The 25,977-nt window shown below is 45.1% G+C and carries 27 protein-coding genes; 8 read left to right on the top strand and 19 right to left on the bottom strand.

Annotation, left to right across the window (positions count from 1 at the left end):
- Nucleotides 1–64: 64 nt before the first annotated feature.
- The gene (locus A6E01_RS19435) at nt 65–307 is read right to left on the bottom strand and encodes a hypothetical protein (RefSeq protein ID WP_065211150.1); all 243 of its coding nucleotides are present in this window, start codon (nt 305–307) and stop codon (nt 65–67) included.
- Nucleotides 308–532: 225 nt separating this feature from the next.
- On the opposite strand from A6E01_RS19435, the gene A6E01_RS19430 reads away from it, so the two are divergent.
- Nucleotides 533–949 carry a DUF7659 family protein gene (locus tag A6E01_RS19430; RefSeq protein ID WP_065211149.1) on the top strand — a complete coding sequence of 139 codons (417 nt, stop codon included), beginning with the start codon at nt 533–535 and terminating at the stop codon, nt 947–949.
- Between the two features lie 795 nt (nt 950–1,744).
- The gene (locus A6E01_RS19420) at nt 1,745–2,626 is read left to right on the top strand and encodes a hypothetical protein (RefSeq protein ID WP_065211148.1); all 882 of its coding nucleotides are present in this window, start codon (nt 1,745–1,747) and stop codon (nt 2,624–2,626) included.
- Between the two features lie 65 nt (nt 2,627–2,691).
- On the opposite strand, the gene A6E01_RS19415 is transcribed toward A6E01_RS19420, so the two are convergent.
- A complete protein-coding gene (locus A6E01_RS19415) occupies nt 2,692–2,904 on the bottom strand; it encodes a type II toxin-antitoxin system Phd/YefM family antitoxin (protein ID WP_065211147.1) in 213 nt (70 codons plus the stop codon).
- 422 nt (nt 2,905–3,326) lie between these two features.
- Between A6E01_RS19415 and A6E01_RS19410 the strand changes: the two genes are divergently transcribed.
- Nucleotides 3,327–5,600 (top strand): PcfJ domain-containing protein, encoded by a 2,274-nt coding sequence (locus A6E01_RS19410; protein ID WP_065211146.1) that lies wholly within the window; start codon nt 3,327–3,329, stop codon nt 5,598–5,600.
- Between the two features lie 54 nt (nt 5,601–5,654).
- On the opposite strand, the gene A6E01_RS19405 is transcribed toward A6E01_RS19410, so the two are convergent.
- The gene (locus A6E01_RS19405) at nt 5,655–6,158 is read right to left on the bottom strand and encodes a hypothetical protein (protein ID WP_065211145.1); all 504 of its coding nucleotides are present in this window, start codon (nt 6,156–6,158) and stop codon (nt 5,655–5,657) included.
- Between the two features lie 226 nt (nt 6,159–6,384).
- Here A6E01_RS19405 and A6E01_RS19400 point away from each other — a divergent pair, with 226 nt between their 5' ends.
- On the top strand, nt 6,385–6,732 hold the full coding sequence (locus A6E01_RS19400; RefSeq protein WP_065211144.1) for a DUF805 domain-containing protein: 348 nt from the start codon (nt 6,385–6,387) through the stop codon (nt 6,730–6,732).
- A 137-nt stretch (nt 6,733–6,869) separates the two neighbouring features.
- Nucleotides 6,870–7,502, top strand: coding sequence for a hypothetical protein (locus tag A6E01_RS19395; protein ID WP_065211143.1), 633 nt, complete (start codon nt 6,870–6,872; stop codon nt 7,500–7,502).
- 69 nt (nt 7,503–7,571) lie between these two features.
- Here A6E01_RS19395 and A6E01_RS19390 read toward each other — a convergent pair whose 3' ends face one another.
- Both A6E01_RS19390 and A6E01_RS19385 read right to left on the bottom strand, forming a co-directional pair.
- The gene (locus A6E01_RS19390; RefSeq protein ID WP_065211142.1) at nt 7,572–8,000 is read right to left on the bottom strand and encodes a hypothetical protein; all 429 of its coding nucleotides are present in this window, start codon (nt 7,998–8,000) and stop codon (nt 7,572–7,574) included.
- A gap of 101 nt (nt 8,001–8,101) precedes the next feature.
- Nucleotides 8,102–8,689, bottom strand: coding sequence for a hypothetical protein (locus A6E01_RS19385; protein ID WP_065211141.1), 588 nt, complete (start codon nt 8,687–8,689; stop codon nt 8,102–8,104).
- A gap of 727 nt (nt 8,690–9,416) precedes the next feature.
- On the opposite strand from A6E01_RS19385, the gene A6E01_RS19380 reads away from it, so the two are divergent.
- The gene (locus A6E01_RS19380) at nt 9,417–9,758 is read left to right on the top strand and encodes a hypothetical protein (RefSeq protein WP_156744645.1); all 342 of its coding nucleotides are present in this window, start codon (nt 9,417–9,419) and stop codon (nt 9,756–9,758) included.
- Nucleotides 9,759–9,977: 219 nt separating this feature from the next.
- Here the strand turns inward: A6E01_RS19380 and A6E01_RS19375 are convergent, their stop codons facing one another.
- The 9 genes from A6E01_RS19375 to A6E01_RS19335 form a co-directional block, all read right to left on the bottom strand.
- Nucleotides 9,978–10,688, bottom strand: coding sequence for a DUF2859 domain-containing protein (locus A6E01_RS19375; protein ID WP_065211139.1), 711 nt, complete (start codon nt 10,686–10,688; stop codon nt 9,978–9,980).
- A gap of 75 nt (nt 10,689–10,763) precedes the next feature.
- On the bottom strand, nt 10,764–11,324 hold the full coding sequence (locus A6E01_RS19370) for a lysozyme family protein (RefSeq protein WP_065211138.1): 561 nt from the start codon (nt 11,322–11,324) through the stop codon (nt 10,764–10,766).
- The gene (locus A6E01_RS19365; protein ID WP_065211137.1) at nt 11,284–12,069 is read right to left on the bottom strand and encodes a hypothetical protein; all 786 of its coding nucleotides are present in this window, start codon (nt 12,067–12,069) and stop codon (nt 11,284–11,286) included. Before A6E01_RS19365 ends, A6E01_RS19370 begins: the two co-directional genes overlap by 41 nt.
- Nucleotides 12,066–13,076, bottom strand: a complete 1,011-nt coding sequence (locus tag A6E01_RS19360; RefSeq protein WP_065211136.1) for a hypothetical protein — start codon at nt 13,074–13,076, stop codon at nt 12,066–12,068. The genes A6E01_RS19365 and A6E01_RS19360 overlap by 4 nt, the downstream gene beginning before the upstream one ends.
- Nucleotides 13,077–13,078: 2 nt before the next feature.
- On the bottom strand, nt 13,079–13,495 hold the full coding sequence (locus A6E01_RS19355) for a hypothetical protein (RefSeq protein ID WP_065211135.1): 417 nt from the start codon (nt 13,493–13,495) through the stop codon (nt 13,079–13,081).
- A gap of 824 nt (nt 13,496–14,319) precedes the next feature.
- Complete coding sequence (locus A6E01_RS19350; protein ID WP_065211134.1) at nt 14,320–15,255, bottom strand: AcaB family transcriptional regulator; 936 nt, start codon at nt 15,253–15,255, stop codon at nt 14,320–14,322.
- A 12-nt stretch (nt 15,256–15,267) separates the two neighbouring features.
- Nucleotides 15,268–15,951 (bottom strand): hypothetical protein, encoded by a 684-nt coding sequence (locus A6E01_RS19345; RefSeq protein ID WP_065211133.1) that lies wholly within the window; start codon nt 15,949–15,951, stop codon nt 15,268–15,270.
- Entirely contained in the window at nt 15,941–16,231 is a 291-nt protein-coding gene (locus tag A6E01_RS19340; RefSeq protein ID WP_065211132.1) for a hypothetical protein, read from the bottom strand. Before A6E01_RS19340 ends, A6E01_RS19345 begins: the two co-directional genes overlap by 11 nt.
- Before the next feature lie 3 nt (nt 16,232–16,234).
- Nucleotides 16,235–16,945 carry a hypothetical protein gene (locus tag A6E01_RS19335; protein WP_065211131.1) on the bottom strand — a complete coding sequence of 237 codons (711 nt, stop codon included), beginning with the start codon at nt 16,943–16,945 and terminating at the stop codon, nt 16,235–16,237.
- A gap of 209 nt (nt 16,946–17,154) precedes the next feature.
- Between A6E01_RS19335 and A6E01_RS19330 the strand changes: the two genes are divergently transcribed.
- Nucleotides 17,155–19,395, top strand: a complete 2,241-nt coding sequence (locus A6E01_RS19330; protein WP_065211130.1) for a TraI domain-containing protein — start codon at nt 17,155–17,157, stop codon at nt 19,393–19,395.
- A gap of 330 nt (nt 19,396–19,725) precedes the next feature.
- Here A6E01_RS19330 and A6E01_RS19325 read toward each other — a convergent pair whose 3' ends face one another.
- The 5 genes from A6E01_RS19325 to A6E01_RS19305 all read right to left on the bottom strand — a co-directional run bounded on the left by A6E01_RS19325 (nt 19,726) and on the right by A6E01_RS19305 (nt 25,275).
- Nucleotides 19,726–21,132: a GntR family transcriptional regulator gene (locus tag A6E01_RS19325; protein WP_065211129.1), complete on the bottom strand. Its 1,407-nt coding sequence runs from the start codon at nt 21,130–21,132 to the stop codon at nt 19,726–19,728.
- 208 nt (nt 21,133–21,340) lie between these two features.
- Complete coding sequence (locus tag A6E01_RS19320; RefSeq protein ID WP_065211128.1) at nt 21,341–22,093, bottom strand: sigma-70 family RNA polymerase sigma factor; 753 nt, start codon at nt 22,091–22,093, stop codon at nt 21,341–21,343.
- A 413-nt stretch (nt 22,094–22,506) separates the two neighbouring features.
- Complete coding sequence (locus A6E01_RS19315; protein WP_065211127.1) at nt 22,507–23,361, bottom strand: hypothetical protein; 855 nt, start codon at nt 23,359–23,361, stop codon at nt 22,507–22,509.
- Between the two features lie 417 nt (nt 23,362–23,778).
- Nucleotides 23,779–24,189, bottom strand: coding sequence for a hypothetical protein (locus tag A6E01_RS19310; RefSeq protein WP_065211126.1), 411 nt, complete (start codon nt 24,187–24,189; stop codon nt 23,779–23,781).
- A gap of 132 nt (nt 24,190–24,321) precedes the next feature.
- A complete protein-coding gene (locus A6E01_RS19305) occupies nt 24,322–25,275 on the bottom strand; it encodes a hypothetical protein (RefSeq protein WP_065211125.1) in 954 nt (317 codons plus the stop codon).
- 246 nt (nt 25,276–25,521) lie between these two features.
- On the opposite strand from A6E01_RS19305, the gene A6E01_RS19300 reads away from it, so the two are divergent.
- Nucleotides 25,522–25,755 carry a hypothetical protein gene (locus A6E01_RS19300; RefSeq protein ID WP_065211124.1) on the top strand — a complete coding sequence of 78 codons (234 nt, stop codon included), beginning with the start codon at nt 25,522–25,524 and terminating at the stop codon, nt 25,753–25,755.
- Nucleotides 25,756–25,977: the final 222 nt, after the last annotated feature.

Below are 25,977 nucleotides of genomic sequence, written 5' to 3'. Positions count from 1 at the left end.
GTAAGAGAAAATCGAACTCGCAATTTAGCTGTGCAGAGTCTTTATCGGCTTAACACGAGCAAACTTACTCGCGACGAAATCGGTAACACAGGGCTGTAGTAATCGCAGGGAGTAACAGTATGGCCACTGCACTGTAGACACCACATCGAATAATCGACTCAGCCTCCTCAAACGTCTTAAATCCATTATTAAAACCAAGAGAAGCGGCTAGAACCGTCAACAGTAATAGAAACCACGCCACTACCACACTTGCAATGGCAACCACCTTGATTGCTTTATCTTTCGGAAGCGCCTTAATACATTTCATTCTCGATTTACCTCATTCATATTTAATGAATAGCGTTATAACCGACAAGAAAGCCAGCACTCCTTGTTCATATCTTTTTTTGTCCAAACACCACGGAATTATCCAAAGACTGTTCCCGACCTTTACCGCACCAACACATTCTTCAACCCAATAGAAGAACCATACCTTCACTGTTAGCCAATAGAGGCCAACACAATCATCGGTGAACGATTTTGGGAGATAAAAATGAAGACGATTGAAGCGTACATAGGCGATAAGCAAACCGTTTTAATGGAAACATACGGCGCTTTCTATGCCTTTAGTAACTATCGACTAATGAAACAGCTTGAGAGAGCTGAAGAACTTGGCTTCTCTGGTAATAAAGAAGACTACGTGCAAGATGAGGGCGGTCTAGTGTGCATGATTGAACACATGCCTCACTACCAAACTGAACTGGCAAAGCTGTACCGCGAAGCTGAACAACAACAGCAACGCGACTACTCTCGACAACAGATCATTTTGCATGAACTGCACAACTACGAGTGTTTTCTACTTTCTGATCCACAAGAGGCCATTGAGTCACTTGCTGTACGGGGTTTCACCAAGGAAGAAATTATCGAGGTTTACGGTAAGCATTACAAAAATGCTGTCGCTGCAATCTAACCATCCAAAAACCAAATGAGCATTGCTTGTTTGGTTTTTTCTTATCTCAAACCACCAACAACACCTCAGCGCTGGTGGCATTTTAGCGAAATCACTTCCCTGGATACCATCGTGTCAGAAGGTGGCACACTTACCAAACGCCTTGCCTACATGAACACCCTTCCAAGATACCCCGCTGTCTCTCGGCCTTTAGCTGTAAGTGAGAGGTATTTTGTACGGTGATCAGACCCATCAAAGATCCACTCACAAAGCCCATAACCATCCGTAGTTGGTGATGCCCTGTGCGTCAACTTTCTGCAGTGCCTGCTTGCCGAGGCTTGAGATATTCCGTACTTATCACTCATGTATTGCGCACTCACTGTATACGATGGGGAACTCAAAACTTCCAGAATTGCTATCATCTGTAGTGGGTGTATTTCCTCCCAAACTTCTTCCCTAAAGGCCAACAACCTTTTAATGAACACACTTGAACCCTGCTTATTGATACCCGTCATTTTTCTCACCCCAACAACCATTATGTAACACTGCTAATGAGCGCAATACTACACCCCCAAACACACAAGGGTAATACAATTGGTTTCATGGAAATTTGCAAAGTAACATATTGATTATTCAGAATTACAGTGCACCACCACAGGACTACAATAAGGACTGATACACCAAACACTTTTAATAATTAACGCCCTAATAACCACAATGGCTAGACTTCAATGCACACCACAAGTCGCTGACTTTTGCGACAGAGCATGACTGGTAATCTAAAAGCTCAATGAGACCACCAGCAAGGACAACAGCATGCCGCATATCACTCTGAATCTAACAAACGATGACATCACGACTATCAATCGCATTAAAGCTAATTCCTTCACACAGTTCCCTACATCACTCTATAACGCGATATTCGACCTGCAAGAAAAATCACATAATGCCTTCTTCGATACCATCCAGATCGACAAGCAAGCCGGCCTACTCGCCCCAATCAAGAGCACTGTAGAGCTCGCTCTCAATATATCCAATGAAGATATTACTCAGATCGAAAAGGTAGGCCAACTCTACAAAGTCCCTTTCACCGAGTACCTGATTGCCTCCACATCAGACGTTGAGAGTAAGGACGAGCGCGATATAACAAACACCATCAATAAGAACGTTCACGACATTAGAACAACAGCAACTCAACTCCACGAAAACTTATACGCCACGCGAATTAAGCACCAATGCGCAACCAACCTAATTATTTGGTTCAAGCATTTGTCGGAAGACCACCTAGAGCTTTTCATTGACATTAGAAACGCAATTGCCAAAGGTGAGTTCGACATTAGCGGCGCGGGTGCGGGTGATGCAGACTTTAGTGTGAAAGGACTCACTGATCAGTTTGATATTCATATCAACATCAAGGATATATGCTCATTTAACGTGCAGTTTGGACTTTGCAATGATGGCAGCGGCTTACATACCTTTGATGAAGCGATCGTTAATAAATCAACTCCTAGTGAGGTGTGGGAGGCAATAGAATCCAGTATCGAACCAGTGGAAATAGCGCAAGCCACCGGCTTTCAATCAAAAGGCCAGTTATTCGATACGCCTTACGGCACACAAACGACAAGCAAACTAATTTCCCAGCTGCAACTTCAGTTAAACCAAGTAAAAGCAGACTACGACCAACTCAAAGCCTCGTAAACTACTTTCCCTTATTAGCCCGTATTTGCCTTTGCAATACGGGCTTTTTTAGACCTCATTAATAGTTAAAGATTTCCTTGAGTTAAATCTCGCTTTGCAGCCTCGAAGCAATACTGAAGGTAATCAGCCTTCATCGCCTCTAACTCCTCATAATCATGAACAGACATAACCACCGCAACACCTTCGCCGCTTTTGCTGATCTTGATAGGTTCATGTTGAGCACTAAGAAGTAACTCACCAAAATTACCCTCTGCATCCTTTACTGTTAATGTTCGCATTAATATCGACCCTCCAAACATGATTTCATAAGCAAGCACCCCAACAAAGCAACCTTAATAAGTAGAAGGTGATTCACTTCATCTAATATCACACCCCACACTCTCTGCTTACTTCTCGCGATTTCCGAAAACAGTAACCCTGATTGGTTTTGGTGACTTCCGGTATCTATTCTTCGGCAACTTACACCTCTGATTACTTGTCGGTATTCCCTAGCTTATTTCGCCTCACCCTATCTTGTGTTTTATTTGTCGCGCTTAACCCCAAGGAAACCTTACCCCTATACCAATAAAATCCGGTCATAACGCAAAGTATCACACCGCTTACTATCACACTGCTCACTATCAATCCCACAGTCACCCCGCTTTAGCGAAGACCACCCCATAGGAAAATAGACAGATGTTTAACCGTTTGGAACACAAGCATGCAAGACTTCAAGAAAGACATAACCAGCATTGAATTTGCTGATAAGGTAATGATCATCATAGAACGTGAATTTCCCAATTATGAGAAAGAGATTTGCGAGGTACTCAAGAACAATAAAGACGTATTCTCTACTACTACCGTAGTCGCTGGTGGCGCAGTGGCCAGCGCCGTTTTTGAAGCACTTGGATTACCTATCCCTTACCGCTACAAAGACTTGGACATCTTTCTTAGTGAAACACGGTCATCGAGTAATTGTTTTGAACAACCAACCGAACCAAACTTCAAACAATCTAGAATCTCAGGGTTCGACTATGAGTGCGAAGAAGCAAGCTTTGGCTCACGCAATGTGATCACAAAAAACGGTTACCACATCACCAACAGCGCCACCAAGGGCAAATTGAACTTTGTGACCTACTTCCTGCACAACCCAAAGTACGAAGACGGGATAAATGAACCCTTCAACTCCGCTGACTCCATCATCAAAGCATTCGACATCAATGTAACCCAAGTAGCACTCTGCAAAGGCCGGATTCACTACTCACAGGATTTTTTAAGCTTCTTGTACCGACCTGTATTGAAAGTAATAAACTATGAGACAGCCACACACTCAATCACACGCCTGTTTGAAAAAAGCAAAAACCTTAATCTACCCATCGACAAAAACAGCGTAATGAATACCATCGAAGCCATACGGTTTACTCAGATCATCAAGCAACACGGCCTTGCCGACTTTCATCACCCAGATGAAATAACCCACTATGTATCAGGCTGGCTACTCTCTCACACCTATAAGCGTCGATTTGATAACATCAAGAATGACATTTACCTAAGCACCGGTATTAGAATCAAGACCGCTATTAACGCCTACCCTATCGGCCTACACGACACTAAATTGCACGAACATATTGAGACTTGGAAACCTCTAAAAGAACGCACCAATCCACCCCGCATTACCCAATCTGTTTACATTAGAAAAGCCACATACTGTTACTACACGCTAGAAACAGACATCACATTAAGAGAGCAATCAATTACTCTCTTTCGCTGGTGGACACGCACCAACAGAACAGCCAATGGGTTTTATCAAGCCATACACATGCTCAACAGTGCTAATCTAACCACGTACTTACGCTATGCCGACAGCGGACTTTCACTCACTGAAGTGCAGACGATTTCCGGTATCGACAACTGCAAGCGAAACAACCCCAAAAACCTAATAAAGTTAAACAAACTATTACGAAGCCACCGTGAACTAGGCTTTGTGATACACACCGCACTCAAGAGCCAACAAAAGACACTGGCGCCCATCGCAAAAACCTTAGGCTGGATAGACAGTCACATGCCTGAAATGTTCGAATACTACTATACCGCTCCACGATATATGGATAGGAAACACGGAATACCACAGGGAACCCTACACATTTATCAAATCCCACTAATGGACAATATCGACAACCTAGAAGTCACCAAGAAATTACTAGGTAAACTCGCCCTCTATAGCGCGTATTTTCTATCCAAGCACGACCGTGAAGCAAGACTAACGGAGATCACCGAGCACCTAAACAGCACCCTCGATAACGGCGTGGTGACTGAATTACACATAGCAACAGATATTAAGCGTGAGGGCTCTGAAATGCGACACTGCATCGCCTCCCGTACAAGGCACTCTAAACACGGTGACTTCATTCTAAGCATTAAAACCAACGACCACTCAAAAGACGAAAGATCTTCTATTCATATAGCGAGAGACGGCCAATACAAAGACCTACTCCAATTTCAGATCCGTGAGCACCGTGGCTATAGAAATGGTGACACGCCAGCTGGACACAATGAGATAGCAAACGCGCTCTTAGGCATGCTTCACGACCCTTATTACCAAGCCATATTGAAGCAATACGAGGATTACCATGTAGCGTCAGCTATCGACACCGCACCGATGGAAGAAGAAGAAATTAACTCACTAATGGAGTCCTACATAGAATCATCAGAAGAGACGAATCAATACGAACCGTACTACGCAGATCAATGCGACGAGTTTACTCATACTGCTAAGGAAGAAATCGACTCACTACTGAATTCATACAGAGAACCCTCAGACGAATGCGATCTAGAAATGATGCTGAAGTATGATTCGTTCTCTATAGAGTGCGAGCCACCAGCCTACCTTACTGAAAACACACCAACACAAGAACCTCTAGAACCTCTAGAACCTCTAGAACCTCTAGAACCAACTATAAAAGATCCCTCAGAGTTTCAAAACTGTCCTTTCTAACCCACCAAATACCAAAAAAAACGGACTCCTCAAAAAAGAGAAGTCCGTTATTAGTTAGTTACGACGATAGACAGAAGCCAAAGGCTCTCGACCATCGCGAACATCCACAACCTTAACTTGGTTATGCCCGACCATGACCGCATCAACAGCATGGTACCAAATGAACACCTCATGGCGCCCATCAAGAAACTCTGACACTTCTTCAGAACTCAGCTCGATACGAACTACATAATTATTATGCAAGCCTGTCACATCCCAGCTCATCGCATAAATATCCACGATTTGCTCAGGCGTCAAACCTTCAACTCGATCCGCATCATATGGACTCACGAAATAATCTTCCATAAAAGCGAACTCCACACCCATCTCACTTAAGAGTTGAGAATTCATAGGGATAACAATCACCCCATCATCATTCACTAACTCAGGTGTCAGCTTTAACGTTGTCACCATACGACCATCTAACTTGCTAGAAGAGTTGCTGGTGGCGCATCCCATTAATAGGACAGAGAACAGACCAACCAGAATAAGATTTAGAGTGTTTTTCATATTTTTCATTTCATCATCCTTAACTACCTATCAGTAGTTTTTAACGTAAGCAGAATTGCTTTACGTCTATCGGTATGAGAAACAGGATTAGTTCTGGCGCGTGTCGGCATTCTTTAACTACCAAAGAGTTATTACCGTGAGTTACGGCATTTTGAAACTTTAGATTTCGTGAAGCACTAGATGATTTTCTCGCAGTAGAATGAAACCTCACACCATGAAATAACGGACACTTATAATGAAAATCTTCTCTTTCTCAGGACGCGCACCAAGACTTCACTACTGGATAATGGTCACGTTCAATATAAGTATCATCATAGCCTTGCGACTGATATTTAAGAATATGCACGAAGCCCACTCATTCGCATCGTACGGTCTTGATTCAGCTCCAGGCATCATCGCCCTAACCATCCTCATAGCTATGGTCTGGTGGTCAGTAGCAACCCAAGTAAGACGACTGCATGATCTGGATAAGAATGGCTGGTGGTGTGCACTCAACCTTGTACCTTATGCAGGCTCCATTGGCATGACCATCTACCTTGGATTCATCAAAGGCACGGACGGCAAGAATCGTTTTGGGCATTAACGCAAAGATAGTTTGAGCAAGATTGATTAGAATGAAGCCGGACTTTCCGAAAACTAATGTCAGCTATGCAGATTGAACTTGGCTGTTAAGCAGTACCACTCAACGATCACCATTAATAACAGAGACACAATCAAGACATGGCGATTTACGACATCATCTGTGCCAGAACCAAGAAACTACGAGGATTTAACATCATTGTATCGGCCGCTGCGGGAAAGAAACACTATAAGCGAATGCTGTTCTCGAAGATGCCTGATTTATCTGAAATGGAAATCCTGCAAAAAGCCGAAACATTGAATCAGTCACTCATTCAACAAGAAGCCGATAACCGAGTCGCAAGAAAACTCACCAAACCGACCACAACCAAATCGCGTTCAGCGCTTGCAACTAACTTTACGCTATACCTACATCGCAAAGTAGGCATCAATAAGAACGGGGAAGAGCAAGTATGCTACTCACCACAGTGGCGCATTTATCAATACAACCCCAATGGACGCGACGAACTGATAGGCTTTCCAATCTCAAAGCTTGGCTATCACGAAGCATTCAAACAAGCACTTGATGAGTATAGCTTTGGACTTAGACTCACTCCCTCACAATCAGCAGACATAGAACAGCGACTCTGGCCCATCGATGAAGCCATTAAACGACTCATTCACGATGAGCGCCGTAAACCTCACGGCATATCCCCTCAAGGAATTAAACTTGTGCAGGAAAAAATGATAAAAGCCGCTCAGAAGGACCAAATTACATCAACCCAAACACAATAGGGAAGATAGTAACTCAAACATTAAGTGGTTACCTATACCGCCTATAAGCCGTATAACCCTCCACTTAAATCACGCATTGGAACGACAAAGCTCACTTCCCAACTTACGACCAAATATCACAATCATTAGACACACAAAAACGCCCAGAGAGAGCGAGCCCATCGTAACTTCCATATCCCCATCAGTCGGCAAAACAAAATTTCGATACAAACCCCAAGCTACCGCAAAGAAAGGTGTCGCCAGAAACAACGACAGACCAAACAAGTAAGTCACAGGGACTTCACCCACACCAGGCTCTTTCATCACCATACCGGTCATTATGGTCGCTAACATCAACAACAAACTTTTCGACCAAACATCGATGAGCAATTGAATCTCAAAGTAATAACTACAGAAGACAACCACCACCAGTAAGGCAAAAATACACGAGGTCTGCAGTAACTTAAGTAACAAGTATTCTTTGAACGCTGGAAGGTTTTCATTGTTATCGCTTGGCATTCAATCTCCGCACACCGTACATTTCATTTGAAACTATAAATTCGGCGCACATGCTCGCATTAGAACCACCATCACCACAAGCACAATAAAGTCACTAAACGCTAATGCCTCGCACTATGAATAACACGCGCAGCTGTCGTCATATCATAAAGCTCCGATTCAATATCATCGCGTGGAGCACGACAAGCAAACTCTACCTGCACACCGGTTCTTCCATCAATCACATCAAGGTTGGTAAATCGCTCATTGGGCTCAACCTCAAGCACCGTCAAATCCATAAGATCGTATTGCGCATCACCAGTATCAAAGCTCACCGATGTTAATGCCGATGTATAGCGAGCAAAGTGCTCCTCCGACTCAAAAGCAGACAACCGCCTATCCTCCGGATAAGCCAACTCGATATGACCAACAGTACCGTAGCGATACTGCAACCAGGCATCAGATGACGGAGCATGCTCATTAATCGCAAACTCCCCCTCTCGCTCACCCAAGTCACCACACAGCGAAATAATGGTCTTACGGCCTGTCTCACAGTTAAAGTACACCGTCTCTTTCTCGGAACACAAAGTCTTTATCGCTGGTGGCACAACACCCTCAAACGGCAATAACGGGCCTGTATGCGAATCCATTGCATACGCACCACCCACCGACAGAACTGACAAACCCGCCAACACCCCAACAATTTTCATTACTCACCCTCCGTTTAAATAACCACCATCTAAACTTACAGGGACAATCCAACGAAGACGCTCCGGAATGTATGTTTGCACCCACATTTGCTGTATTGCGTGCTGTTAGCACGAAAGAGTCTAAATATTTCACTTCTAGGGATAAAAGCAAAGCGCAGTTTCATAAATGACCACCTTTAAGCGACCCACAAAAGAACCTAAACAGCCCACCAAGCACACTGCACCTCAATAAGAGTAGAGCCACTAATTACTGCTAGTGTGGATAACTTTTCGTATACTCCCCGAGAATTTTCCAAGAAGCTCACTCGCCTGTTAGTAACTTTTTAGCTATCAGTGGGTAACACAATCTTATACACACATAACCACCACCAACCATTCATTACCACCCATTCACACCAATGAGAGTGTAAGCACACAAAGGGAAGACAAAACAAGCAACTATGCAAGGTTAGATTCCAACCTCCCATACATCACCCATAAAGAATAGAATTACCTCATCAGCGTGTTTTTTATTTTTCTTTATTCACACTAGTGGATGCAAATCTAATGCAAAGCCAAAGGGTTTAACCAGTCTGAGACCGGCCTGTCTTTTAGGGGACCGGTTAAACCCTTATTTGCTTGGCATCTTCTTTTTGCGAGCACGATCCTAGAACACCACCCAATTTTCCCACCACCCCGGATTCAGACATACCATATCGTTATCACCATCGACCACAACCATAACGACATGCACAGAAACCTCAGACTAAGTATCTATAACATCACAGAGGACTTTTATCCCGAAGATGAATCTTGCATGCCAATCTTAATGCTAGAGCTCACAGAAGCTCTGCTAGATGCCATCGACTACAGCTTTGCCATCCTAACGCACAGTCAATCAATCAAAGAAATAGGAATCGAGGTAAAAGAGTTCATCAAAGAGTGCATCGTTGAACACAATGCCACGTTGACGATATTAAAGAATGGTATTTGCTACATAACTATTAACAGCACCAAACAAGGGAATTGGCGTACTGAGGACTTCGATATTGACAGAGTAAAACCCGCCATTACCGACAAGCAACCCTAAACCAGCAGAGCTTTGCGAGATACCCCGCAAATAATACTACACCCCATTTGCGACAAGAAAAAATCGGTTATGCTTCACCCCGAAAGCAAAGACCCTATCCTTTCTTTGCTCTCATATGTGTTTTTAGTATTTGAACTTAATGTAATTTTTGTATTATCTCTTTAGTATTTAGTCATTACCCAGCCAGACCTCGAATATTGAGATCTGGCTTTTTTTTGACTACTGAAAAGCCCCAGCCTTTGTAACCAGAACCGGATAATGATCAACACCCAACATCTTCATTAAGTCATACACATCCACCGGCACAAAATCAAAGCCCGGGAATAACTGCCTTAATGCCAACATATCCTCATGACGGTCAATCTGAGAAACATATATCAACGTCCCTAAACGTTTCACCTCCTCAATATTCACCGTCAACCAATCCAATGAATATGCATCGACACCAATAACCACAAATGACTCAGGAACTATCGCACTCTTCTCTTCATCAAATAACAATACATCAGACAACGCTCGCTTAGATTGTAATTTAGTGGTGACTGGATACATATTAGAAACGACAAAACGCTCAATATCCTTAACCGTAATCTTACCGTCCATTATCTGCTGTGCTAATTCTCGCCTCTCAAATTCAGCCTGAATAGTTTCAGCCGCAACTCCAGCATCAATATCCTCTACCAAATCTTCCAAAGGTACCGAGTTCTCCTCAGAAATCGACAACACCTTTAAATCCTTTCGGCCTATCACACCTACATCAGCAACAGATTGACGGAACGCACGATTAATCTCATCCATACGATCTTCCATACCGGTAATACGATGGTGCTGCGATTCAATATCCAAATTCAACACCTGAACCGAATCTGACGCCGTCGCCCCAAAGGACACCACAACAATAGACAACAACACACGAACTACATTTTTCATTCAATACTTCCCGACAACCCCCAATACTTATTGAGGTAATTCTTTTAGAGAATCCCCAAAATCAACGGACTCCCACTAACAACGGTATTCTCTACCTATCTTGACTACCCAATCGCGGTAACTCGATTCGTATCGGTCTGCAAAACCATTGGTATTTGATGGATTATGGTAACGACCCGCCGCCACTGACCAATCCCCATGCTTACGGTACTGCTCCCGAAATATTTGAGCAGCCACCCTCGCATTCACCACTGGATGTGCAAAGTGGGCCAAACTCTTAACCCTCTCCGAGTGCCAGCGCCAGTTGACCTGAAAGTAACCCACATCAAAGGTCAAATACCCCTTCCCAACAAACTCATTTGCACCCAACACCAACGCCTGGTAATCAGGGTATACAAAAGCCTTACCCTTGTGGTTTATCACGTACGGCCAAGGGCCAAACGATCCATCCTGCATTTTCATCCCGGACTCTTGCAGCGCTAGAGCATAGAACTTGTCCGCCGGTATAGACTCCTGAGCCGCTACATGCCGAAAAAAATAAGGGATACACTTCTCACTACCGTGCACATCCCCTATCGAACCAACAAACAGCACACTAGAAACGAGTAACTTCAAATACCCTTGTCTGCTCACCATTCTGATACACCCTAAACGGTACATTGTGCTTACTCTCATAACGCTTTATCAACTCAGAACCATCAAGGAAATACACATCTTTACGCTCAATATCCGCAGACGACACTCCTGACGCCAGTACAACACTTCTAGCTTGCGACTCATTACCATTGAAATAGTAATAAGTGAGCTGTGTCGTACTCGATGTGCCAGCAAACGAACGCATTAGGAAGCGCCTACACTCAACATCACACGACGATGCATCAAGAAACACACTATTGAGCGCCGTCTTTTTCTGACCAAACTGCTGCTGAATAGGAGACAACTCAACCACCTCATCTGGCTTCATTTGAGCCAACAAAACATTCGCCGCCTGCTGGAATGCAATCTCTCGTTCCTGACGATCCAGTTCCAAGCGATTCATAATGTTCGCGTATCGAGTGCGAGCACGATCATTCGTTGCCATGACACCCAGTACGATCGGCGGCTCTAAATTAGGACTCACAAGACCACGAGGCGTGTACTGCATCGCATACTTATACTTCGCCCAGTCCTCCTCCGATAAATACCAATTTCTCGCCTTCACCTTATCTTCAGCCGTCAACTCGATCTCCAGACCATCAACGCGATAATCCACCTTCGAAGTACCTAACTGACTATCAACTACGCGAATTGATTCAACTTCCAAAGGAGCCACTAAACGCTGCTCCGAAGCCACCACGAAACCTGACAGCAAACCCAACAGAAGAACACTTACCTTTCTCATTCGGACACCACCAGATTAACCATTCGCCCATCCAGCTTATGACGAGCCACCAAATGCTCTTTATTCACTTCACTGACATACCAGTGGCCAAAAGAATTGCCGCTCACCAACTGAATTGAACCGGACAACCCATCAGTGATGATAGCGATATTACGACCTCCAATATCAACCACCTGCTTCAAGAATAACGGCCCCAAACGTGTCACCTCTGGAACAGATGATGTCACTGACACTTCCGCACTCTCAGAACTGGCTGTAGTCGCCCCTGAAGTACCCGTTTTGTTTTTTTGTGCTGGTGGCGCTATTGAATGAGAAACATCACTCAGCTGCTTCTCTAGCTCTGCAAATAATCGCTCCTCAAGGCTACTTAACGTGCGATTCATATTCGTTACACGACGCTCTAAGGCCTCATGCTTTTTAGTGCCACTCGCCAACTGCTCAGTCAACTCAGCAATCGCCTTATCATTGGCATCTCGATACTCCTGCAAACCAGATGAAACCCCCTGCAACTGAGCTACCGTATTACCAAACAGCAACTCCAACTGCTTCAATCGCGCAGACGCCGCCTCGAGCTCAACTAAACGCTCTGACGCATTTAACGCATTCATGTCACTTCGCAAGCTATTCACATCAATCGTCAAAGCTTGAATTGAACCCTGAGCATCAAACACCACCACAGGCTCACCTGACGAGGTGAAACTCTCAATCATAGGCTTAACACCCTGATAGGTGACATAACCGCCCCCCACCACAATCACCGCCAATAAAGAAGCCAGCGCAACACGCTTCACTAAAGATTTACCAGGGCTCTTTACTACGACTTCATCATCTTCAGCCAGTAGACCGTCTTCAACCGAACCTTGAATCCCACCATTATCAACCTCTGACTCTTCCGACACAGAAGGCTCAACAACATCATCGCTCTTAACATCAACCGATTGAGATGACTCCACTGCCAAATCATCCTCAACCCCCAAATCCTTCAGAGACATCTTTTCTTTACGCATGACTACACCTTCTTAACCACAGTGATCACACGTCTTGCATCTGAAACCTCAATCGCAAAACCATGACCAATCAATACGTCAATCACCTGCTCAACAGTCACTTGAACAAACGTGGTATTCACTAAAGGCACCGGTAACGTGAGAAGCTCTAGCACCTCTGGAGATACAGCATCCAGATCCGCTAAACGGTAACCCGTCGAATAAATGACAAAATTAATGCCTTGACCGACATTCTGGATGGAACTTGGTAACTCTAAAGAAACCACCTTCTGAAGCGGGTTCTTCTGCTCATAGTTGGCATCAATAACCACACGAGTGTACCCATTCAGCTCCCCATGAAGCTGCACTGGCTGTGAAGCGACAGCAAACGGAGCCACCACACACATCAAAACGATTTTTAAAGCCCTTAAAGCCTTCATTGCTAGTACCTATAGTAGATTTATGAACTCCACTCATTAGGGCAATGTTTGACACCGCTCACACATCTATTCACAAAAAAAGATCAAGACAGGCAAGCAACTAAAACCCCGCACAATCAACCCACCACTCCTCCGCCCCGCAAGATCAAAAAGCCCTGCAACATAATTGCAGGGCTTCAATCCAAAAAACTCTTGGACTATTTCTTACTTCGTAAAAGCATGCGGGTAACAAAAATAGCGTTTCACCGCATCGCCGTCCTCGCAACGCGAGTTAGGACCGACCTTTCTACGAGTATCACTCACTCATGTTGTCCAGCTGAACTTCAATTTAATCTTCACTCCCAAACCTTCTATTCAACTCGACCAATTCTCAACTGTGCCCTAGGTAGTCCAAACCAACCCCGCCACAATCCATCTTGCCACACTTCTGAAAACCATCTCACCCAAATATCAAAAAACTGACCCTGTTAAAATGGCTCTCAAAATTCCCAACCTAACTAAGATATCTAGCCTATAAATATTATATAGAGGGAGCCACCCCGAAAATCACCCTTCAACCCCTATGACACTATTACTCATTCACACCTTCCGTCCTCGCCCAATACGACTTATTCACACTTTCCGTCCTCGCTATACACCCATTAAACACACTTCGCGTCATTCACAAATGACTCAAACTGACCTCGAACCACCGTCAACCACACTTTTCGTCCTCGCCAAAATGCAAAAAAGCGCACTAGATCACTCCAGTTACGCTTTTTGTCATCACCTATTTCAGCTAAAAATTACCCAACTTTTCGATAATTAATTTCTGATACTGACGATCATTTGACTGACTGGACAGCAAAATCAGGAGCCGCCTCACTCGCCAAGGCATCATCCAATCCACGACTTGGTGCATCAGATTCTGACTTCATCAACTGGTCTTCTGAGATTTCCTCGTGAGACTGGCGATCGGCATCAGCGTACAAACGTACAATCATTTCACGAGTCTTCTTGTCCAAGCGATCACCGTGACGAGTGGCCACGTATGGAGCGCAATCCGCTCGCTCTTCCATCAGCAGAACCGGAAGTGTCAACGCAATGTCTTTGTTCTGGTTGTAAGCAATCTCTGTACGCTTTGTCGCATGAGCTACATCGGTACGAGTAATGCCCGTATGGTTGAACTTGTTCAAGCTTCGGAATAAGTTACGAACCATGCGCTTCGCGTCGGTACGATACTCTTTCGCAGCACGGGTGTAGATGATGTTGTGTTTCTCTGCCTGATAGACCAAGAACAACATGCGATCAACGGCCTTAATGACCCACAACATGCGGTTTGATAATGGGTAGTTCAACTTAACACTCACCTCAGCAATATGCGCTGAGACATTCTTCTTAAGTGTCGCCTCATTGTAATCAAACAACTCTTTGATTTTCGCTTGCAGATCTTCGGTCTTCGCGACAATCGTCTCACCTAAAGTGTCAATCTGACGCTCTAGATCAAGAAGCAACTGATCGGCAAAGGGATCATCGTTACCTGCACTGTTAACGACATTCGTAAGGCGAGTGTCAAACCACTGCAACCCTGGAAGGAAGGTCTTTTTGTTCTTACCAGTAGACACGGTCTCTGAGTTAAGCAGTTTTAGCGCGTCCTTCGAATGAAGAACGATACCAATGCTGTCTTGCTCAGCCTTCGTCATGGTAATGTCGATCTGCGGTTCTACCGCTTTAGCGTCTGCGCTATCTTCTTCAAGCACAACCGTTTTCTGAATAGCCATTGTTGACTCCTACTACACTAGTTGATTTATCTGTACGATATCCACAAGGCTTTCTTCGGCAATCTTGATGACGTATTCTGCATCACTCATCGTTGAGCGCATTGGAGACAAACCTGCCTCTGCATTACTAATACGCACCTTATCGGCGATAGTTAACTTCCTTCCTTTAGAGTGTTTGATTCGATCATTCCACTCCACTTCAATCTCGCCTTCGCGTTTGTTCAGCACCTCTTTCTTACGCTGCTGGTGGCCCTTGTAGATAGCCTCAATTTCCGTAGCGAAAACGAATCGTAGTTTCGGCCAGTCTCGACGTTTAAAAATGTTCTGACAAGTCATCTCAAGCACCTGATCGATACTTGCATTCAACCCAATTAGCTTAACCGTCTCTTTGTAGATCTTGATAAACTCAACATATTTCACAAAGAACTCAGTGCGACTCTTCTCACTCGACTGCTTAAATAAAGATGAAGCAACAGACTGCAACGAATAAAATTCATCTAGCGCATGAAACAATATTACAGAGTGAGGCATCGATAATATTTCTTTCGCCTGCTCAACCGAACACCCAATCATCTCAGCCAGATGTTCATGGGAATTTTTTTCAATACACTCATTTACCGCACGTAATATGACGCCACCATCAATTTCGAATGAATGCGCTTTTGCGACACGACGTTGTAGTGAACTAATACTCATATGTCACTTTTCCTTCCAAAGACTTTATTAATAACTGGGTAGCCCGTTCATCAACTAAAACTACTCCGCTTTTTGTCTCCTTATGAATCTCTGATATTTCATTCCAGACATTCACGCCGCTATCTAATGCGCGCACTACCACTTTAATGAGGTCCGATGCAGCACCTATGCCAAATCGATTTTCACTATCATGATAAACATTCTTCAAATAGAAGGACTTTAACAGCGATACTAACGCCGTATTTGCAATGCGATCTTTTTCGCCACAATCAAAATTCACGTATTAACTCCCGTCAAATGGTCTGAATTGGCTTTCCATAACCATTGAGACGACACGCTGACAATAATCATTCAAATCTTCACGCGACTGATCATTCAACCACGCTTCCACCTTTGGGCTTGGTGGTGATATCTGCATCATTCGCACCACACCGTAGAAAGCCACTTCCATCGTATGCAGGTAGGTTCTAGACCAACCTGTTTTTGACGGCTCTCTTAAGCCAAACTCTTTAATCGCAGAACGAGCGCACGTTTCGTAATCATCATCCAGTACAGACAATAAATCTTCCTCCGTGCGAATACCTACAATCGTCAACACCAACAACGTCTGAGCAACAAGTGCGGTCAACTGAGGAATCTCGGTATAACCCGCCACATCAGGCGCGCTAATCTTTCCTTTATCCAGATCACCGGGCGTCACCCTACGCTCCAACGCCTCAATCAAGGCTATCTGACCCTTTGGGGTCAAACCTGCCATCTTGTAGCTTCGACTTAATAGTCGGCGCACTCCACTTCGTTTTAGCAACTTCGATAGCGCGTCCGCCTGTCGTTGCGATTTAAATCGCTCTGAAGGTTTCGCCACTAAACGCTCACGAAGTCTCTCCCCTAAAGCACAAGCCTGCGTATAAGTAAGGTCAGCCATCTGACATTTTGAACGCTCAATGGGAGCGCCATGCCAAACAATACTGTTGATGATGTCTGTGCCTACTACCAATGCATGCCTCCAATCTACCGCGCTACACTTGGCCACACTGGCCTAAGTCATGTATCGCCAAAAAAATACGATTAATTCGTCTGTTTTTAGTCTCGCGATCACAGTTTCCACGCTCTGTCGCGTTCCCTTTTTGGTCTGTCACTGAATTCTTATGGTCGAAATGGTCGATATCCCCCTCCGCATTAAGTACCAACACATTGGATCGGGATATGTTTTTTAAGAAGAAGAAGTCGAACGTAGTGGCCATCAGTGCCAAACAGGAAGAGAGAAGAGTCAGTGGCGCAGGCCATAAGGACGAACTGATCTTTCTTGATGCGGATTCACTTCTAAATACCGAATACCGACAACAATTGGTGTTTCAAATCAAAGAGTGCGCCGGCATTAATGACAAACTCTGGAATGAGTTTTACATGCATGTCATCAAGCATCTCGCCATTCGTTTTCAAGCTGTACCTGCTAGTGAGAGCAATCACCACTCGTACAAATATGGCTTGCTTGAACACACTCTAGAAACCGCGCTCTACGCGATGCGCGCCTCTATGCAATACAACTATTTTCCTGATAAAGATGAGGAAAAGATCCAGCAGCTCCTTCCAGCCTTCACTTATGCAGTATTTGTATCAGCCATGATGCACGATGCCGGCAAAGCATTTACTGACGTGAGTTTTAAAGTGCTTGTGAAAGACAATTGGGTGAATTGGAGCTTTATGTATGGACACATTCCGAGTGAAAAAGAGAAAGTAGCCTATCGCTTTCAGCGTCGTAAAGAAGCTGGCTCGAATGCGTATGATAAAAACAGCCACGAACTGGCCGCCCCTTCCATGCTTTTAGACTGCGTGCCCCATCGCGCAATCAAGTGGATTTCGGACTCCAGCGACACCCTGTTAATCGACATGCTTCATGCCATCAGCTCCGATCATGGACACGATAGCGCTGTCCACAACAGCGTCATTCAAGGCGATAAAACCAGTGTTGAAGTCTTCCTTGAGAACAATGACCAACCGCATATGTTGCATTCAACTAGCCAATCGCAAGCTGACCAACCCTTGCATTTGGCCTACCTCAACACCTTTAAAGAGATCTTGGCTAACCCTAGCAAGTACAACTTAATCATTAACAAAAGACACAGCGATAAAATGTCCCACGTTGAGCGTGCCGGTAACATTGTCTTCGCTTCAGCAACACAGATAGTTGAGATTGCCAATCGACTCCTGCAACAAAAAGGCGTCAGCGTTCCTAAAGCTAATCACACCTACCAACTGCTGCTGGACAATAACGTTACTCTGAAAGCACCCTCTGGGGATTCATTGTGGTGGGCCGACTTCTATACAGAACGAAAGCAAACTCGACGTGATTTGTCCTACTTGGCCTTCAAAGCCGAATTCTTTCCGGGCTTCGACTACGCTGACACGCTGACACAAGGTGCACACGTACAATTCAGCGAAAAGACGCTAGGGACGTTAAATTGCGGACCTTTAACGAAAGAAATTGATGGCGAGCTTCATGAGGCAATCTATGTCAATCAACCTCTAGAAAGTAAGCCCGAACACAACCAAATGGATGATTCGTCAGACCATGGCATTAAAGTCTCTACTGTTGAGAAGCCTCTCGATCTCGAACCACCCAAGCCAGCGCCATCTCGCGAGATTGGTACACTGGAAACCACTGAAGCACCGAGCAAACCTGCAGGTCTTCGTGCGCCAACACGCGCAAAAACTGCTAAAGCACAAAAGAGCGCCAAATCAACACCACCTCCAGCTGCGGACACCACCTCAAAAACGTCCAAAGCGAAAAAGCCTACCTCTAAAGTGGTTACCCCACCAAAAGAGCAAGCTGTTGATGATGATGTCGATATGATTATCCCATCATTTGGCCCTGCCGAAACGCCGAAGCAGGCAACACCTTCACCAGAAGTATCCACCGTTGCACCACCTCAACAAAGCAACGATAAGGACACCGATAGTGATGAAAGCAAAGAAACTGCCGAACTCATCCCTCTTGGTAACGAGAACGTTCCGCCCTGGCTTAAAGTCTCCCAGAGTCGTGAAGCACGAAAACTGGCCGCAGACAAAGAAGTGAAAAGTGGAATGCTTGGTTACATCCAACAAGAGATTGACGATGGGCGAATGAGTTTCAACAAAAAAGACTCAGCAATCCATTACACGAAGTACGGTCTCTTTATTGTGTCTCCACTGTTTTTCACGAATCTCCCCAAAGAGGAAGGAAAGAAGTACCGAGCACTGATCAAGCGATCTTCAATGTGTTACTACAACGAGTCACGCAGCATCATTAAAATGCTGACGAAAACCGATAATGAGTTCACTGTAGCCGCCCAAAACAATCGCGTTGAAGGGTTCCTATTGAATTACCATGATTTAAAACACAAAGGACAAGCACTACCCACGAATGAGTTCATGCAATTAGCTCCTCGGTCTCAACAGCACCGATAGCACACGCGTTAGATTACCAACGTGGTGACCTGAACCCTACTGCCTTAGGCTCAGTTTATCTTTGCTGGCAGGACCGGTACCAACAGGCACAACCACGAGAAAACACGCGCTCATTTTAATGAGCTGTGCGAACCATAACGCCTGAACAGAACTGGAATGAGTAACTCTATTTCTCGTAGCTAATAACTGCGTGATAGCGTTCCATACTTTCACATCCAAAGAAAGTTGAAAGCCTTGCGCCCTCAGCTCGATTTCGCTCGCCTATAAAAAACCAACCCCTAATTTCTTAGTAAGGTTGGCTACTAAATTTTGACCACCCGGACCTTTGTATCAAACGAGCTTATACAGCGCCAACATGTTGCGTGGTGAGACTTCCGCTAAACCTTTAAACATTTTCTCTGTTGCGCCTAAAACCTCGAAGACTTTCGAGGCCGTTGTCGCACCCTCTAAAGCCACTCGAATGCCGTCTGCCCATACCAGAAGCACACTATCACTGAATAACTTCAAGCGCCCCTGGCGTATCATCACGATAAAGTAAGAGGCGACACTCTGAGCGATACGCTTGCGCACGTAGTCTTGGCCAATTTCACCACCCTGATAATACCCTGACACGTCATGGATAGCCTCCTGCAGCTCCCTGGCCTTAGACACTAGTTCCGTTTCAGTGAACCCCACCTGAGAGGCCACTACAATCTTTAATAACTCTTCGTAATCAAGAGCTTGTCCATTTGATCCGTTGACGACAGTGCCCTGCCTGCCCAATAAAGTGACAAAACCGTACCCATCCATCCGAAACAGTGTATTACGCATCGGAAAGCGACTAATCTCAAACTGAGTCATGAGTGTGCTTTCACGAATGCTCTCACCCACCGACCAGATACCACTCATGTACAATTCCAACAACTGAGCGAAGGCCTTTTCATCCTTACCTTCAACATAAGGCTTCCGCTCTATGACTGTATCCTGACTGTACAACCTAACGCAGCGCTCTCTGATCCCATCCAACACTTTATCCATGTAGACGTGCTGGCTCACCTGATCACCGTCCAAATGACTCTCTAATGACTCGATCAAATCTGTCATTAACTCTAGAACCGGCAACACGCCTGCATCATAAGCAGCATAACGGAAGCGACGAAGACTGATTAACGCAGACTCTAAGAATTTACGACGAACAATACAGTCACACTCATTCAATACGGATACGTAGACAAGCTGATACGCCCTCATGAACTCATCGAACACGGCATCGACCTGCGCCTTTATCTCTATTTGCTCCGCGTCAAATGCACTGAGCTTCTGTTTCCTTAACTCTTTAACGCGTTCTCGAGTAAGACCACCTCCAGAGTCAAGAAGGTGCTTGATTGGCTGAGCCTTCTCAACAAGAGAACGAAGATACTGAATTATTTGCTCGGTACGCTCTCTCATTTGAGCGGAGACTTCTGAACCCAGAAAGTAACGGCGGTTGACCACAACCTCAAGCAACGCCAGAAATGTCTTACTTTGAGTGTGACACAACCTAGTGGCTACCCTACCTTTTTTGGAACCATGCGGGTCAAGAAGCCCACCACGGGTTTCCAGCTTTAATAGTATGTCGCGGACTTGCGCTCGACTGAACCCATAACGATTAACCAACTGACGCTCTGAAAAAGTCTCGCCAGGTGGAATGATTCGCCCTTGGACTATTGCATCGGTGAGAAACCGCGACACTTTACTGGTAGGTACCTTACTAGACATAATTATCTTTCGCCCTCCGTAATCAAGTAAGAGACCACCATCTCTAAATGCTACCCGATTACCGTAGATGTGTTGTGTGTATAATTTTACTATAGTACCACAAACAATGGTCTACAAAAAAATGGGTTATTGGACTCCGAAAAGCCACAATAACCCATTTATTCAGCATATTTATGCTAAGGCATAATGCGCTAATTTTACGCTCGAATTAAACGAAATCCGCTGGCTTAACCCCTAAGTCCAATAACAATTCCTGCACATCTCGCAATGTTTGCAGTGCAATGTATCTCACTCGACCCGGCTCCACACCCCACTGATCTGCAATTTCATTCGTCTCTCTATCTTCAATGTAGACCGCCTGAAAGATTTTCAGCGCCTTATCGTCGAAATACTGGCGGTAATCCTCAATGTGATCTTTAAGAATACGAGAGAGTGCTGTATCAACCAGACGCTCGACAAATTCCGAATCTAAAGACTCTGGCACTTCCGCACCGGCGGCATCAAACTCTACCGTTCTTGGCGAACTTGATGAGGTCGCAATTAAGCTCTTAGCATCGTAGAAGCGATTCTCTGAAATATCGTACTTCTCACAGAACTCTTTGACGTCCTCAGGGTTCTCACGCTCAATACGGTTGCGGATCTGCCACAGGCGACGAGGAATGGCCACGACATCAAATTGCTGCAGGTAACAGATGCTGGCATGATCCATGGACACACGAGCGTAACTAAAGAATCGCTCTGGCTTGAACTCATCACCGTAGGTCAGATCGAACTTCTCAATACACTTGACCAGCGTCAGTGACGCCTCCTGATAGAGGTCATCATAGTCTTGGGAGTCACGGCTTTTGTACTTACTGACCACCCGATGGATCAGCGGCTTCATCTTTAGCAAAATAATCTGCACAGCTCGAGGGTCGCCTTCGCGACTTCTCTCAATCAACTGCTTCAAAACATCACTCATAACACACTCACAATATAAGTATTGATGACCCGAGCAAGCGTACTAATGCAACGGCCAATCTCAGATAACCAAGGAGGCAGACATCACAGACTTTCGGGTATAGGGGATGAAATGTCGTATCGCGATCTCATTTCACCGTTTGAATGTAGGTATATCCACATAGTTGCACATCGCTCAGTCACACTGGCCGACCACCGCCGACAAGAAAAAGAGAAAGAAAGAAAAAAGAAAAGATTCAAGCAAAGGGCACGCGCTCAATCTTCTCGCACACTCTTGGCTCGGAGTGCGTTGGGGTTGATTCTCCCCCCCTATGTGGATATACCTACAACTGTGTAGTCATAGCACCAGCAATACCGACTTAATTCCTGTGTTTGACCGAATAAAAAACCCGACTCAACAGTCGGGTTTTGGGGTTATTGCACGTTGCTCTCTTGCCTCACAAACACCGGAATACCCGGCTCTGCATTAGCGAACGCCTCTTGAGTTTGCTCAATAGGATCGGTACTTGCGTATCGATCACCCATTGAGCCCATAGCTCGTTTGAGTTTTGGATTGGATGCCTTTGGCGCAGGTGCTTCAGACTTAGGGGCAGGAACGTTAGTATTAAATTCGCGCTCCGCCTTTCCGCCTGACAATTCGGAGTACGACATTTCATCAGCGCACTGCATACCGAATTCATAATCGGCCTCTGTCGCTGATGGCACTTCCCCATACTGAGGTGGAGACTGCTCCGCAACTGGCTCTGATACCGACTGTGGTGCCACCTGCTCAGCAGCTGGCTCTGGTATCGACTGACTCACCGGCGCTTGCGTCTGAGTTTCCGAACCACCCAACTTCGTCAGATCCACCGAACCTTCACGTTGCTTAGGTAATTTACCTCGCTTTCTCATACGCTCTTCGACTGACACTGAGGCCATCTCAACGATAGGCAACTCTTGCTTAGGCTTTTCCGTAGTATCGGTCGTCAATGGAGCCCCTTTAGGCTTAACTTCCATTTCTCCACCGTCATCTACGATCACCTTCTGCTGCCACTCTCCTTTGTCATTTTTGACAAAAGAAATCACCCCCTTAAGGCTGACTACACTGTCTACCTCAAAGAGACCCTGATCGTAAGCATGCTGACCCAAAAGACAGCAATCTACTGGCATCTCAGACACTGATGACTCGGCTCCTACCTCAATACGAACCTTTGTCAGTACAGTGATATCCACCGAACCTATTTGCCTGTCTATTGACTCAATTACACCTTCCAAAATTGCTTTGTTCATACTGATTCCTTAATTTCTTTACGAGGATGACGATTTACCGTCGTTAACATTGAGCAATGAACTGCCCAAATACCGTTATCAAAACCGCGCTTTGATAACCGCACTCAGCACCAATGAAAAAGGCTATGACCAGATTTGAACCCACCTCTAAGTTCTCTTCTATGTCATAGCCTTAAGTCCCTCTTACGGAACGATGTTGTCGTATACCCAATTAAGGGCGAAGGTTTGACCCTTTCGTGTTGCCATATACTCAATTAAGAGCCCCTGGGACCACCAATGTGGCTGCCGGACGGGAGTCGGCATTTTGGTGCATTGCACCTTAAAAATAATTAGGTAAAAACGACCTTTTAACTAATCATTCTTTGACTATCTCCCCTCAAAAGCACAAGGCTTTTGAGAGGGATTTATATTCGGTTATTAATAGGAGAACTCACCGTTTTCCCATCGAGTTTTCATCACAGCATCTCGCATAAATGCAGGAATGTCGTAATTAACGCCTGTGTCTGCTGTCTGCGCTTTCGCTTTCGCTTTGGCTTTGGCTTTTTTCGCTTTAGCTTTCGCCTTGGCTTTTTTAGCAGCCATAGCTTCCGCCTCAGCCTTTGCCTTTGCTTCCGCTTCAGACTCCACTTCAGCGTTCATCGCCGCCACCTTAAATTGACGAAGCTCATCAAGCTCAAGTTTCGCTTCCGTTTCAGCCTTAGCTTTCGCCTCGGCCGTTTTGGGATAATTCTTGGCATCCCAGGCTACCTTACGCGCCGTTTTTGCCTTTGAAGCACCCGCACCCAACAACCAACAACCTACGAAGAAAAAAATCACCGTTACAAACATATACCACTCCCCAAATGCTCTTCAGCACCGTTTTGAATTTAACCCGCAACTCCCAAATGGAGATGTCAAAATCGGGTATCGACGTCAGGATTGACGTAGATTCAAAAAGGCCGCTCACGCGACCTCTGGAGTTTATTTGTGGTATGTAAAACCACCTTCTTCCAAACGTTTCAACGTTTCTTGCGCATATAGAGCGCGGTATCCAATCACAATAAAGTGAGGTTCGATTGCATTTTGTAATGGAAACAAATCAACAAACGTGGGTGGTGTCTTAGAAAACAGCGCTCTTGGCTGCTTATCTGGGAACTTACGCACCAGCTTCTTCATGTGATCGTTTTCCGGCGGCACCACGGAGGTTGCCATCACTACTCTCTCAACAGCGGACTCATATGGTCGACCAAACACCTGACCTTTCACTTCCACCAACTCTCTGTTCAGAGGCATGTTTAGAAACTCTTGTACCGTTCTATATGTCATGTGGACAATGCCAATTGGAGTGTTAATGTCCAAAAGTCGACGAACAGCATTCGAGCGCACAGCACCAAAGTATTCTGGCGTCTCTAACTCATCAATGTATGGGTCTGCCCAAGTCTGATCCTCTTCGCCTGAAACCTCTACCTCACTTCCATAGAAGTATGCCGCTAGATAATCCGACAAGCCTAACAAGTGAGCCTTTGGTGATTTCTGTAGCACTGACACATACGTGTCTTCTCGCTTAATCAAATCCGCGATCAACGGAGAAGATACAGACAATTTCAGTTGAAGCTTCTGCGGTTTAACACCTCGACCCTCAACACCAAACACATTCTGGCCTGTCTTCTCAACAAGGTATAACTGCGCATTACCTTCAGCATAAGCAATCGCCTCTGCCATCTCTTCGAACTTAGTAAATGGCACCTCAACGATCAGAGAGCCCACGCCACGTTGCAGCAGCTCAGGGTTATGCTCACGACGCTTACTCGACAAAAAAGGAATAAGGTCTTCGTTAAACTCTACAGTCCAAAACACTTTGATTTGGTAATGGTTATTCGCCTTGGTGATCAGGGATTCTGGTACCACCGTTTTAATTTTATGGAACAGTTTCATTTTTCAATTGATCCTTAATCAATGTTAACTGCTCTCGATACGGCACCGAATACCTACCGCTTCATCATGTCGTGATTCTTTTACGACGCATCACCGTTCAAAAAGTTGCGGCTTGAATCTGCCATCCGATATTCTCAATAAACAAAGCGCGCTACCGACTTACAAACCACACCCTAGCGTTCAAAAGTTTGATTTTAGATTGCGTTATTTCTTACAGTAAACAAACACAGACAAATGGAGCACATTATGGAACTCATTGAATTCATACTAATTACACTATGGCAAGGATGCGTCGCCGCTATTGAGCACGGCAACATGAGCCTGAACAATAAAACCATCAGCAATGCGGAAACGATGGAACTCTACATCAAAATGGGGAAAGCACTAGGAATCCTACTGGCGTTCTACCTGTTCACCGTGTGCCTTGAACGTTTGGCGAACAGCTACGCTAACCGTGTTTATCAACGAGCTGGGAGATAGTCACTATGTACCTTATTGAATTTTGCTTAAGCTTTATCAATGCGATTGTTGAAACTCTAGGTTTTAAGCCGATGATCTCACCTGGGAACCTGGCTTCTACCGCCTCTATATGGCTAGTACCGATCATTGTTCTAGCCTTTCGAGCAAACGCCCGACTAAACAAGCGACTTATAGAGGAAGAGCGAGCTAAAGGATGAAAATTGGAAATCTAAAAGGCAGGGA

The organism is Vibrio breoganii (assembly GCF_001677275.1).
Classification (GTDB): Bacteria; Pseudomonadota; Gammaproteobacteria; order Enterobacterales; family Vibrionaceae; genus Vibrio; species Vibrio breoganii.
This window is presented reverse-complemented; position numbering and strand designations above follow the sequence as displayed.